At 43.8% G+C, this 12,672-nt stretch carries 10 protein-coding genes and 1 riboswitch; of the genes, 6 read left to right on the forward strand and 4 right to left on the reverse strand.

Features of this window, described 5'->3' with window-relative positions; genetic code table 11:
- Positions 1–420 precede the first annotated feature (420 nt).
- Complete coding sequence (locus IEW67_RS00005) at positions 421–1,926, forward strand: malate:quinone oxidoreductase (protein ID WP_188631003.1); 1,506 nt, start codon at positions 421–423, stop codon at positions 1,924–1,926.
- Positions 1,927–1,985: 59 nt separating this feature from the next.
- On the opposite strand, the gene IEW67_RS00010 is transcribed toward IEW67_RS00005, so the two are convergent.
- Positions 1,986–3,218, reverse strand: a complete 1,233-nt coding sequence (locus IEW67_RS00010; RefSeq protein WP_229671623.1) for a PLL family lectin — start codon at positions 3,216–3,218, stop codon at positions 1,986–1,988.
- Positions 3,219–3,604: 386 nt separating this feature from the next.
- Here IEW67_RS00010 and IEW67_RS00015 point away from each other — a divergent pair, with 386 nt between their 5' ends.
- The gene (locus IEW67_RS00015; protein WP_188631004.1) at positions 3,605–4,630 is read left to right on the forward strand and encodes an NADP-dependent oxidoreductase; all 1,026 of its coding nucleotides are present in this window, start codon (positions 3,605–3,607) and stop codon (positions 4,628–4,630) included.
- Between the two features lie 187 nt (positions 4,631–4,817).
- On the opposite strand, the gene IEW67_RS00020 is transcribed toward IEW67_RS00015, so the two are convergent.
- The 3 genes from IEW67_RS00020 to IEW67_RS00030 form a co-directional block, all read right to left on the reverse strand.
- On the reverse strand, positions 4,818–5,351 hold the full coding sequence (locus tag IEW67_RS00020; RefSeq protein ID WP_188631005.1) for a phosphoribosyltransferase family protein: 534 nt from the start codon (positions 5,349–5,351) through the stop codon (positions 4,818–4,820).
- Positions 5,352–5,372: 21 nt separating this feature from the next.
- Positions 5,373–6,443: an NCS2 family permease gene (locus IEW67_RS00025; RefSeq protein WP_188631006.1), complete on the reverse strand. Its 1,071-nt coding sequence runs from the start codon at positions 6,441–6,443 to the stop codon at positions 5,373–5,375.
- Between the two features lie 72 nt (positions 6,444–6,515).
- Positions 6,516–6,617, reverse strand: a riboswitch (purine riboswitch).
- Positions 6,618–6,832: 215 nt separating this feature from the next.
- Positions 6,833–7,384: a TetR/AcrR family transcriptional regulator gene (locus IEW67_RS00030; protein WP_188631007.1), complete on the reverse strand. Its 552-nt coding sequence runs from the start codon at positions 7,382–7,384 to the stop codon at positions 6,833–6,835.
- A gap of 175 nt (positions 7,385–7,559) precedes the next feature.
- On the opposite strand from IEW67_RS00030, the gene IEW67_RS00035 reads away from it, so the two are divergent.
- The 4 genes from IEW67_RS00035 (at position 7,560) to IEW67_RS00045 (ending at position 12,634) form a co-directional block, all read left to right on the forward strand.
- Positions 7,560–9,596 carry an efflux RND transporter permease subunit gene (locus IEW67_RS00035; protein WP_188631008.1) on the forward strand — a complete coding sequence of 679 codons (2,037 nt, stop codon included), beginning with the start codon at positions 7,560–7,562 and terminating at the stop codon, positions 9,594–9,596.
- 4 nt (positions 9,597–9,600) lie between these two features.
- A complete protein-coding gene (locus IEW67_RS00040) occupies positions 9,601–11,457 on the forward strand; it encodes a YhgE/Pip domain-containing protein (protein ID WP_188631009.1) in 1,857 nt (618 codons plus the stop codon).
- A 299-nt stretch (positions 11,458–11,756) separates the two neighbouring features.
- Positions 11,757–11,888, forward strand: coding sequence for a hypothetical protein (locus IEW67_RS18295; protein ID WP_268238632.1), 132 nt, complete (start codon positions 11,757–11,759; stop codon positions 11,886–11,888).
- Positions 11,889–12,073: 185 nt separating this feature from the next.
- A complete protein-coding gene (locus IEW67_RS00045; RefSeq protein WP_188631010.1) occupies positions 12,074–12,634 on the forward strand; it encodes a CBO0543 family protein in 561 nt (186 codons plus the stop codon).
- The last annotated feature ends 38 nt before the right edge of the window (positions 12,635–12,672 follow it).

Here is a 12,672-nt window from a genome sequence, read left to right on the forward strand (position 1 = left end):
TACCAAAGGTTGGGCTCTTTTTCATTTATTTCAATTTCACTTTTTGGGTGATCAGTATCAATGCTCAAAAGTGCCGTCATAACGGAATCACTGAAGGATATGACGTGAAGCTATGAATAATTCAGGATTTAATATATCGATTTCTGCCGGATTATTGCGGCATATATGGGTGATTAGTAAATAAATATTTTATTCTATAGATAATAATGATACACTGTAATAAGTATATTGGTTCAGAAAAGATGGGCGGTTGGATTGCGTCCTTTTTGGCAGTTAAGAAAATATAAATTCTTTCTTACTGCATAAGTGCAACTAAGGCTTTCGCCATTAAAGCTTGGCGATAAGCCAAGTTTTCTATATGTGACGCCGGAATTAGAGCGCATCCTTTCTGCAAATCTTAACGGGAAAAGGATGAAAAAAATGAGTAATAAACAGATGACCTCAGATGTTATCCTGATTGGCGCGGGCATTATGAGTGCGACATTGGCTTCACTCTTAAAGGAAGTGGCACCAGATTGGAACATCACCGTTTTTGAGAAGCTACAAAGCGCCGGTGCGGAAAGTTCAAATGTATGGAACAACGCAGGGACGGGGCACTCTGCGTTATGCGAGCTTAACTACACGCCCGAAAAATCGGACGGATCGATAGATATCAGTAAAGCCTTGAATATTAATGAAAAGTTTCAGGAATCAAGACAATTCTGGTCTCACCTGATTAATAGCGGCCATATTGATAACCCGGGGGAATTTATTAGACCGCTTCCGCATATGAGTCTGGTACATGGGAAAGACAATGTGGATTTTTTAAAAAAGAGGTTTGAAGCGCTGACTGAAAACCCGCTGTTTGAGGGGATGGAGTTTTCCGATGACCCGGAAAAACTAGAAGAATGGATTCCGCTTGTTATGAAGGATCGGGATGTTGATCAGCCAATCGCAGCTACGAAGATTGACACAGGTACTGATATCAATTTCGGTGTACTGACCAGTAAATTGCTGAAGCATTTAGAAGAACAAAATGTTAATATCCGATATAATCACGATGTAGAAGATATAAAACGGATTGATGACGGTTCATGGGAAGTGAAAGTGCGCAATTATGAAGAAGATACTCTCGAATATCATACAGCGAAATTCGTTTTTATCGGAGGTGGTGGCGGTGCTTTGCCATTACTGCAGAAAACGAATATTCCCGAAAGTAAGCATGTTGGCGGCTTCCCTGTAAGTGGTCTGTTTATGGTGTGCAATAATCCGGATGTCGTGGCACAGCATGATGCCAAAGTATACGGCAAGGCCGAAGTCGGTGCGCCGCCGATGTCACTTCCACATCTGGATACGCGCTATATCAACGGTGAAAGAACACTGTTGTTTGGTCCGTACGCCGGCTTTTCACCAAAATTCCTGAAAACCGGGTCAAACATGGATTTATTAGGTTCGGTTAAGCCGAATAATGCTTTTACTATGCTGGCTGCCGGTGCGAAAAACATGCAGCTTACCAGGTTCTTGGTCCGCCAACTGATGTTATCGAAAGAACAGCGCATGGACGAAGTGCGCAAGTTCATACCTGACGCCAGAAGTGAGGATTGGGATCTCGTAACTGCAGGACAGCGCGTGCAGGTGATAAAAGATACTGAGAAAGGCGGCAAAGGCACACTTCAATTCGGTACGGAAGTCGTTAATTCCGAAGACGGTTCGATTGCTGCATTACTTGGTGCGTCACCGGGGGCATCAACAGCGGCCTCAATCATGCTTGAAGTGATCGAAAAATGCTTCCCGGACCGTTTAAATGAGTGGGAGCCAATAATCAAAGAGATTATCCCGTCTTATGGTGTATCACTTAGGAATCATCCGGATCTTATCCGCGACTTGCATGCGACAACCGCAAAAGCGCTGGAATTAACAGATGAGAGTGAAGCAAAACCTGTATAACTTACAAAAAGGAAGCACCGTTTTAAGCAAATGGGTGCTTCCTTTTTGTATTCAAAAAACTATTGACCCTGCCATAAATGGATCAAATTCATGTTTTGTCCTCTGGCAAAAACATCGGTACGATTTGGTCCCCAGGAAACCGCTGCCGGCCCGGAAGATAATTGGCCGCCAAGATTTTGCCACCTATTCCAGCTTGTTCCGTTCCATTTCCGCTGATAAAGCTCGTTGCCTGTGCCGCGCACAAAAACTTCCAAGTGGTTTGATCTTCTTGACGAAACAGCCGGGGCACTTGTCAACGTACCGCCCAAACTTTCCCAATTACTCCACGAGCTGCCGTTGTACCACTTATGAATCAAATTGTTATTTTGTCCTCTGGCAAAGATGTCAATGCGGCTCGAGTTCCACGAGACAGCTGCGGGTTCCGAGTTAAGGTTGCCGCCGAGATCTTCCCAATTCTCCCAGTTCGATCCATTCCAAGTCCGCTTGTAAAGTCGGTTACTGTTTCCGCGGACAAATACATCTAGCTGATTCGTTCTGCGGGATGAAACAGCTGGACCGCTTGTAAGTGTACCACCAAGGTTTTCCCAATGGCTCCAGTTCGCTCCGTTCCACCATTTATGATACAGTGCATTATCGGACCCGCGACCAAACACATCAATCCGGTTTTGACCCCAGGAAACAGCTGCCGGCTCTGATGTTAACTGACCGCCAAGGTTTTCCCAGTTACTCCAACTCGAGCCATTCCACCAAATGTGGTACAGGGCATTGTCTGTACCGCGGGCGAAAACATCCAAGCGATTATTTCCCCACGATGAAACCGCCGGCGCCGATGTTAAAGTGCCGTCAAGGGTTTCCCAGCCGGACCACCCCTGACCGGGCTGTTGATCACTGTTAGTGCCCAGTATTTCCAGTACAATGTCGATTACCTGTGTCAACACGCGGTCCATCAAATTCTGTGATACGCCAAATTGCCTGACAAAATAGGGAAACCATGGAACCTGCTGCTTAAATTGCTGATAAATTGTATCAGCTGATTTGCTCGTGTCTGCCTGGTTCAGTGTATAATTGACCACAAAGAAAAAAACATATTCGGTAATTTGTCTGTTCATTCCTGCCTGCTCAAACTGTGAATACAAATCACTGTGTTCAGAACGGAGACGCTGCATAACGTCCTCCACGCTTGCCTGCTGTCGGACATTTGAATAAGCTCCGTCATGATTGTCATCAGACTTAGGGATCGGTGCCCAGAGATAATAGGAAGGGTTTGTATACATGTATTGATTTCTGTACATAGGGATACCTCCACTTTTTCATTAGCCTATGCAAGTGAATGATAATTGGGACTGAATACTAAGAAAGCGGAGCGAAAAAATTGAAAACTCAACTTAGAATATCAGTTAAGTTCAGAATCTTCCTTGCTCAGAGTGTTATAATCGACGAATGGGATGTTGAGATCTGTCAATCTATGAATTCTACCCAATTATATTTAGACACTAATGCAGCATGCTGATTACTGTTAGAAAAACTCGGCATTCGCCTCGTCTTATAGCGAATGCCGAAGCTTTTCTTATAAGGTCATCCATCATTTATACTTTCTGACGTTAGTACAAATACGCGATGTCCACTACCATAGAAGGTGAAAGATTTAAACGTCACTTTAAGGCAAAGGAGATTTCACATGGCACGAGACAATAACCAGATTATTTTAGCTGAACGGCCAGAAGGTATGCCCGACAAGAATACATTTCAATTTGTGAAAAAAGATCTTGAAAATGTGAAAGATGGTCAGGTTCTAATTAAAACACTGTATGTTTCCGTTGATCCGTACATGAGAGGGAGAATGGAAAACGTGGAATCATACGTCGAGCCGTTTAAACTTCATCAGGTTATTGAGGGCGGTTCGATAGGTGAAGTGCTTGAATCAAAATCAGATCAATACAAAGCAGGCGATGTCGTAATGGGCATGTTCGGCTGGCAGACGTACTATGTTGCCGGTGAAAATGAAGTGCGGCAAATCGACCTATCCATTGCGCCCATCACTACAAACCTGCACATATTGGGCATGACCGGCTTAACCGCCTATTTTGGTCTCTTGGATATCGGCAAGCCAAAAGCAGGTGAAACAGTTGTCATTTCAGGTGCAGCCGGTTCAGTTGGTTCGACTGTTGGACAAATTGCCAAAATCAAAGGGGCACGCGTCGTCGGCATTGCCGGATCCGATGAAAAAATCAACTTTTTGAAAGAGGAACTGAACTTTGATGAAGGCATTAATTACCGTACAACAGATGATATCAAAGCTGATTTGCAGCGCGCTTGTCCTGATGGCGTTGATGTGTATTTCGATAATGTTGGCGGGGAGATATCAGATGCTGTCATGACAGAATTAAATCGTAATGCACGCGTTCCGGTATGTGGTGCTATTTCGTCCTACAATAAGGAAGAACAGGATATTGGTTTGCGTGTCCAGCAAATTCTGATTAAGAAAAGTGCTCTGATGCAAGGCTTCACGATCGGGAATTATTCCGACCGTTTCAAAGAAGGTGCCAAACAGCTTGGTAAGTGGCTCCAGGAAGGGGAACTTACCTACCGCGAAACCATTCGCGAAGGCTTTGAAAATATTCCGGAAGCCTTCCTGGATTTGTTTAGGGGAAAGAATATCGGGAAGTTGCTGGTGAAGATTGGAGAGCAAGAGTACAGGAAATAATTCTTGTATGTTATCAGATACAATGTTATGACGAATCTTACAAGTATCCTCACCCTTTCGCTTAAGGATCATCCCTATAATCGAAATGAAATCCGAAAAAGAGGGAAGTTAAAACGGTAATATTTTCTTAACCGTACCCTATTTTCAGAACTTATTTCGATAATAGTATAAAGAGCCTATTTCTGTGCTAAAAGGTTGGTAATTTTTCCAGGAATGTTATGTCCTTCCGTTCAGCCGCTTCACCTTCAGCCAGAATAGCTGCTCTTGAGACAATATTACCACCAGCTTTCTGGACCAGTTCTTCAAGTGCTTGCATTGATTCACCGGTGCTGATGACATCGTCAAGTAGAGCGACACGCTTGCCTTTGATTAGCTCTGCATCGGGTGAATCCAGGCATAACACCTGTGATGTTTGTGTGGTGATGGAATTGACTTCATGGGCCAACGGGTGATCCATGTAGGCTTTAATATTTTTCCTGGCCACAACATAACGTGCCATGCCAAGAACTTTGGATAGTTCGTGAACAAATGGAATGCCCTTAGCTTCAGCTGTCACTAATATGTCCACGTCAGGAAGCTCTCGTGCCAGAGAAGGCGCAGCAGCTGTAACCAATTCTGTATCACCGAGGATGACAAAACTGGCGATGCTTAAATTGTCATTGATTGGGATTATAGGGAGTTCGCGCGTTACGCCAGCGACTCTCAGTTCATAGGTTTTCATGTGTATACCTCCGATAGATTTTTAGAGTCCAAAAATGTCTAATAGAAACGCCATAATGATGCCAGCAAGCATGCCCGCAAAAGGATCTGAAATGGCAGTCACCACCATGGTCATGCCGCCGATCAGACTGGATCCGGCCTCTTCTGCAGTAAGAGCGGCCTGTGCGTTATCGGGCAGGGTCACAATCGCTCCCAGTACAAATAAAAAACCGGCGATGGAGGAACTTGGGACAAATTTGCCGATTTTAGGCAAGAGCTTCAGAAATAATATAGTTGCCATCAGCACCATCATGATGACACCTGCTAAGACAGCATGCGGCGCATCGGCAGTCGCGGAAATAACAACCTCGACCGGTCCGCCGCCAAATAAAGAAGACGCCATATCAGCAAGGCTGCTGATGATTGTGATTGTATCAATATTGACGTCGGTTTGAGCAATTTCACCGTTGATTTTTCCGAAAGCAATATTGGCACCGATATTTAAACAGACCATGGCCAGTGCACCGCGTATGATCATAGGTGATACCATCAGCTTTTGCAGCTTGAATTTTTCCTTGGTTGTCTCCTCGGGAATACCGGTTTTATCTTTTTCAGCAAAGTAGTTAATAACGCTGGACAGAATCACGGATATGGTAATGGTGTAGACAAGATCTTTGGTGGCAATATAAATGAGCAGTGCACTGACAAACGATGATATGCCGACAACCCGGTCGTTTTTCGCCATATCCCAGGAAACTTTGGCAAGCATAATCCCGACACCTGCCATCATGCCATTGGTAATCACCGGCCCGATCCAGTCAATAATAGTCCCCATTAAACCGAACAGACCAATGAACAGCATAATGAACGCCCCGAAAAAAATCATCGACAGACGTTCCTGAATGTTTTTCCCCATGGTGCCTGCCACGGTAATGGTTTCCGCCTGAAATGAAATGACGGCAACGTTACTTGTTAGGGTGTTACCAAAGGCTCCAACGATAAATGCCAGAGCTGTTGGTACGGAGGCGAAACCGAATGACATGGCAAGCAAACCCTGCGGCAGCCCGTTAAGCACACCGCTGATCGCTGCCATTATGTCTTTTAATATTTCCATCCTGATGCTCCTTCCCCTCCCCCTATGAATGGTGGCCGAAAAACAAAAAAGACCGCGAACGGCGGTCTTTTGTATAGAAGAAGCACCGTCCATAGTAGAGTAATTTACGGTTACTCTGTAGAAACTCCCAATCCATATTACCGAGAATATATGGGGATATGATTTTATGATTTACGAACAAATGGTATCATTTATGTTTAAAATGTTCAACTTTTTATGTCAATTATAATGATTGTTACTATTTTACAGGCGTTTTTTTAAAAAACACGAACGATTGGGGAAAAGAGGCTTCGCGAAACAAGGTAGATTCACGTAATACCCTACGCTTTTGCACGTAATCCTTGCGCTAAACATCCAACCCCGATCCGCTTTATCCTTATAACAGCACGTCACTCTCTAAACCTGAAACTGTTGATCAGCTCGGCCATCTGTTTCGGAGACTTATCCATTTCGTTGGCCAGCCAGTGCTTGATAACGTAGATACTTCCGCTGATGAGAAAGGTTCCTGCATATTCAGATAACTCCGTGTCCAAGTCATTATTCTTCGTCCAGCTTTTGGTCAGAAATGTTCTGGCAACGTCCATTACACGGCGCTCAAAGGAATGATCCCCATTCCCGCTAAGAAGTGTCTGGCAAATATCACGCTTAGAGACAACGTATTCCAAAAGCTTTTCGGTCATTTTCAGTGCTTCGGCTTCCTGCTCAAAATTGTATTGATTTAAGTAAGCGTTTAAATCTGCAATCAGCTCTTCCTCTATTTGCTCCAGCAAATCAAACTGATCATGGTAATGACTGTAAAAAGTCGAACGGTTGATATCAGCTTCTGTGCATATTGCTTTGACGGTAATTGCAGAAATTGGTTTCACTTTCAATAATGTAATCAAACTGTCTTTTAAGACCATACGGGTATATTTCTTCCGTCGGTCGAGTTTTTCGTTCATAAAATCGTCACGCTTTCTTTTTATTATTTAACAACACATTTTTTTGGTCTGTTGTATTTTGTACGTAAGTAAAAAAACTGTTTGTTGTAAATCCAACACCGTGTCGCGTATAATGTTATCGTGTTCGAATGAATGATGCAAGAGAGGATGAACACTGATTAATATAATAGCACGCATGATAACATATAAAAAATCGATTGTGATCACATTCTTATTGCTGACGATTATCAGTGCAGTGGTGCAATTTGGCGTACCGGTCAATCACGATATGGTTGACTATTTGCCGGATGATACACCATCCATAGAAGCGACCGATATCATGGATGAGGAATTTGACGGGGCGGTTGCCAATACCCGGGTCATGATGAAGGATGTCAGCATATCGGAGGCATTGTCCTTCAAGGAAGACTTGGAGGCGGTTGACGGCGTTTCTGAAGTGATGTGGCTTGATGACGCGATTGATATTAAAAAGCCGATTGAAATGGCAGGTACGGATACTGTTGAGTCATACTACGAGAATGGCAATGCGCTATATTCCTTCCATATTGAAGAAGGGAGAGAAGTGGAAACGACAAATGCCATTTATGATCTAATCGGAGAAAAGAATGCGATGTCAGGGGATGCGCTTGATACGGCAATCTCGCAGAAAATGACAGGTCAGGAGTCGATGAATGCCGCGTTAATTCTTGTTCCCGTTGTCATTTTGATTCTGCTATTATCAACACGGTCATGGGCCGAACCTGTATTTTTCCTGACGGCGATTGGGGTATCTGTCCTGATCAACTTAGGAACGAACATCTTTATCGGTGAGATTTCGTTTGTTACTCAAGCAGTGGCACCGATTTTACAGCTGGCGGTGTCGCTTGATTATGCGATATTTTTGCTTCATAGTTTTGATGATTATCGGAAAGAGACTGACAATCCGACAGAAGCGATGAAATTGGCGATAAAGCGGTCATTTCCGGCGATTGCAGCGAGTGCTTCAACGACATTTTTCGGATTTACAGCCTTGACGTTTATGGCGTTTGGGCTTGGCGCTGACTTGGGCCTGAACCTGGTAAAAGGAATCTTGCTCAGTTTCATCAGTGTCATCATATTTCTCCCGGCACTCACGCTTCTGTTTTACAAGTGGATTGATAAAACACAGCACCGACCATTTATGCCGAGTGTTTACCGTATCGGAAAACATGTCATGAAATTGCGCATCCCTGTGCTTCTCATGGTGTTGCTTATGATGGTGCCGGCTTTTCTGGCACAGAGCCAAACTAATTTCCTTTATGGAACGGGCGGACATCCGGACCATACAAGGGCTGGCGTTGATGCGGCGGAAATTGAAGAATCATTCGGCAAATTTACGCCGGTGGTGCTGCTCGTACCTAAAGGTGATCTTGGCAGGGAAGAAGAACTTGTTCAGGAACTTGATGATCTTAATGCGGTAAAAAGCACGGTCTCATATGTCGATACCGTTGGGGCGGGCATACCACCGGAGTATCTTGATAAATCCCAAACAGAACAGTTCTTTTCGGAAAATTATAGCCGGATTACGCTAAATACGGCTACCGATAACGAAGGTAGTAAAGCCTTTGACTTGGTGCAAGATGTGCGTGATACTGCAGCGGATTATTACGGTGATGATTATCATGCGCTCGGGGAAAGTGTTACCTTGTATGATATGAAGAACATTGTGGAGCAGGATAATACGGTCGTGAACGTCTTGACGGTCGTGGCGATTGCCATTGTACTGCTCGTTACATTCCGCTCACTCTCTATTCCGGTTGTGTTGCTGCTTACAATTCAGTCTGCTGTCTGGATTAATTTATCGGTTCCGTACTTTACCAGCTCATCACTCGTGTATATCGGATATCTGATCATCAGTACGGTCCAGCTTGCTGCTACAGTCGATTACGCGATTTTACTAACGGAAAGTTATACGCAAAACCGTAAGAAAATGAGTGCGATGGCAGCAATCAAAACAACCATCAATGAAAAGATTTTCTCAATTGGTGTATCGGCATCAATTTTGTCCAGTGTCGGCTTTATCCTGTGGGCGACATCAAGCGATCCAATTGTTTCATCGATCGGGCTGTTACTGGGGCGCGGCGCGTTACTGGCGTTTCTGCTGGTTGTGCTTTTCCTGCCGGCCTTGTTGCTCGTATTGGATCGGATTATAGAAAAAACAACATGGAAACCAAATTTTTTTAAGGGGAAGTGATGCTATGCGGGCAAAAAAATTAGCGATTCTATTAATGTGTACGCTGCTGGTATTTGGCTCAGCGCCTTTAGCCGCTTTAGCTGAAGATAATAATGGCGGAGACAAGTCGGGTGCACAAGCCGGCAAGTATTCCGCCAAAGACGAGGCAATATATGGCAGCCTTGATGCTGGCGGTGCACTGCAGGACATGTATGTAGTCAATACATTTCACGTCACAGAGCCTGGTCAAATTGTTGATCACGGCGATTATACAAACGTGCGTAACCTGAGCAACTTAAATGACATCGAACAGGTTGATGATAGTGATAAAGTTCGGTTTCAAGCAAAAGATGGGGAATTTTATTATCAGGGTGACGTGAAAAACCGTGCGCTCCCATGGAATATTGATATCACGTATTTGCTGGACGGAGAAGAAGTTGCCCCCGATGAACTGGCAGGTAAAAGCGGTGCTTTGGAACTGCGGATTGCCACGTCTGCAAATGAATCGATGGATCAAGTGTTTTTCGAAAACTATATGATGCAAATTTCATTGACGATGAGTCCGGCAATCTTTGACGATATTCAGGCACCGGATGGTACGAAGGCCACTTCCGGAAAAGATACGCAAGTTACGTTCACCGTGATGCCGGAAAAAGAGGAAGAATTTATCGTGTCAGCCAATGTCACGGATTTTGAGATGGATCCGATTGATATTTCTGCCACACCAGCTTCTATGCCGATTGAAGATCCGGATTTGGACGGGGTAAAAAGTGATATGAGGTCACTATCTGATGCGATCAGTGACATCAACCGAGGTGTAGGCGACTTAAACGGCGGGATAAATGATTTGAGTGCCGGCGCTTCGGATTTGAGCAGCGGATCGAGTGATTACCGGAGCGGTATCAATGAACTTGATCAGTCTTCAGATAAGCTGGTTAATGGCTCTGCCAGTATTCGCGAAGCCTTAAACAAGATAAATAACTCAGTGCAGGGCGGTGTGCCTGAAGCACCGGACATAAGTGAGCTTAAAGCATTGCCACGCGGACTGCGTGATCTCGCTGGTCGTTTGCGTGAATCTGCCGATGGATTGGATACGTTGAAGGAAAGTTATAACAAGGCATTTAACAATTTGGATCAAGCGATGAATAATATTCCGGATTATCAAATTAGTGACAAGAAAATTAAGGCGCTCAAAGAACAGATAAAAGCGCAAAGTGAAGATGATGCGAACTATGAAGAAGTTGTAAGTCAACTGATTGAGACATACCGGAAAGCCCGTGAAGCGAAGGGGACATATGAAAGTGTCAGGGAAGCATTCGGTTCTGTGAAGGGAACCTTGAATGATGTTTCTGGTGGTATCAGAAAAATGGCTGATAAAGCCGAAACAACGGCTTCCAAAATTGAAACGGGTTTGCAAAGTATGGATCAGATAGAAGCTATAAAGGACCTGCAGAATGGACTGTCATCACTTGCCTCCGAATACCAAGGATTCCATAACGGTCTCGTGGAATATACGAATGGCGTCGGCAATCTGGCGGCTTCTTATAAGGATCTTGATGCCGGTATTCAGGATCTTGCAGGGGGAGCTTCATCGCTGAACAGTGGTGCAAGCGAGTTGAAAAATGGAACAGAGAAATTGCAGGAGAGAACAAGTGACTTGCCAGGTGAAATGCAATCAGAGGTTGATAAGATGATGGATGAATACGATGCTTCTGATTTTGAACCACAATCATTTGTATCGGATAAAAATAAAAAGATTGATGTCGTGCAATTCGTACTGAAGACCGAAGCAATTGAGATGGAAGAACTTGACACAAACGAAGATACGGAAGCAGAAAATCAAAAAGGGTTTTGGGGAAGGCTGAAGGATCTGTTCCAGTAACATTTTTAAAAACAAATGAGCAAATGAGCGTCGGGATTTTAGAAATATAAAATAATTTTGCTAAATGACATCCTGCCTTATTAGGATTGAAGCTCTCCAGCAGCATTGCTTCAAATAATTACCGCTTAACCATTTTTGAAAAATATAAGCTCTGTTTGGGCAGGAAACATAATGATATGACGATTGCTTGGGCACGAATCCAAATTCAACCATTCTTGAATGATGGGAACGTACGTTTGCAATTGCGTGTAAGATAAGTTAGAATAAAGACAACCCCTGATGAAGGGGGGTGGTAAGATATGGAGCCGTGGCTGTTTTTTCCGGCAGCGATAATTAACTTGGCTGTAGCCATTATTAACTTAATGGCTGTTTTATTGAATTATCGCAAAAAGAAAAAGAGCAACTCCTTGGGCAAAAAGGAGAAGCTCTAAGTCACCCATGGGAGAGGTTGATCCCTCTCTCATACCATATCTTAATTCAAGTTTACAATAAGTATGCCAATAAAACAAGACAGAAACTGATGTCATATAGTGAGTTTTAGCTATTGAGGCTGTATACAAACTACTTCTTGTTGAACAAACTATTAGGATAATGTTCAACATTGAAGGGGATTAAAATGCATCAATCACAGCAAAAAGAAGTTATGGACGGTTTTTTTGACCGGTTTCAGCAGCTGCATGATGAGTTTATGCAATTTTGGCTGGATCACATTTTTTTGCATACGGAATGGTGGATAGGTGCTTCATTAACAATCGCTCCGTGGATATTCTGGTTCCTTTATCGCAAAAAAGATAGCACTCACCGGCTTTTATATGCGGGATTATTTTCGATTATTATTGGAATGTGCTTGGATTACGTAGGTATTTCGCTTGATTTGTGGCATTATAACAGCAAGGTTACGCCAACATTTCCGGCATGGGCGCCTTATCACTTCTCCTTGCTGCCTGTGACCATTATGTTTTTGATTCAGACGAAACCGCACATTGCATCGTGGAAAAAGGGAATTTTCTACGGATTACTGACAGCATTTGTCGGAGAGCCAATTTTTGTATGGCTTGGTTATTATGTAATGACAGGGTGGACGTATGTTTATTCCATCCCGATTTATGCCGTTATTTACGCGTTTTGTGACTGGGCAACGAGGAGGAACGCGTTTGAGCGGATTTCGGAGCGCTAGCCTGAAAAAAGTAGCCGTCACTACGACAGCTGGCGGCT

Source organism: Lentibacillus kapialis (genome assembly GCF_014646635.1).
GTDB classification, from domain to species: Bacteria; Bacillota; Bacilli; order Bacillales; family Amphibacillaceae; genus Lentibacillus; species Lentibacillus kapialis.

What these genes read in the sequence shown, in the direction of transcription:
- IEW67_RS00045 (WP_188631010.1), top strand. Translation starts at nt 12,074, where the DNA reads ATGCATCAATCACAGCAAAAAGAAGTTATGGACGGTTTTTTTGACCGG.
- IEW67_RS00005 (WP_188631003.1), top strand. Translation starts at nt 421, where the DNA reads ATGAGTAATAAACAGATGACCTCAGATGTTATCCTGATTGGCGCGGGC.
- IEW67_RS00025 (WP_188631006.1), bottom strand. Translation starts at nt 6,443, where the DNA reads ATGGAAATATTAAAAGACATAATGGCAGCGATCAGCGGTGTGCTTAAC.
- IEW67_RS00030 (WP_188631007.1), bottom strand. Translation starts at nt 7,384, where the DNA reads ATGAACGAAAAACTCGACCGACGGAAGAAATATACCCGTATGGTCTTA.
- IEW67_RS18295 (WP_268238632.1), top strand. Translation starts at nt 11,757, where the DNA reads ATGGAGCCGTGGCTGTTTTTTCCGGCAGCGATAATTAACTTGGCTGTA.
- IEW67_RS00010 (WP_229671623.1), bottom strand. Translation starts at nt 3,218, where the DNA reads ATGTACAGAAATCAATACATGTATACAAACCCTTCCTATTATCTCTGG.
- IEW67_RS00015 (WP_188631004.1), top strand. Translation starts at nt 3,605, where the DNA reads ATGGCACGAGACAATAACCAGATTATTTTAGCTGAACGGCCAGAAGGT.
- IEW67_RS00040 (WP_188631009.1), top strand. Translation starts at nt 9,601, where the DNA reads ATGCGGGCAAAAAAATTAGCGATTCTATTAATGTGTACGCTGCTGGTA.
- IEW67_RS00035 (WP_188631008.1), top strand. Translation starts at nt 7,560, where the DNA reads ATGATAACATATAAAAAATCGATTGTGATCACATTCTTATTGCTGACG.
- IEW67_RS00020 (WP_188631005.1), bottom strand. Translation starts at nt 5,351, where the DNA reads ATGAAAACCTATGAACTGAGAGTCGCTGGCGTAACGCGCGAACTCCCT.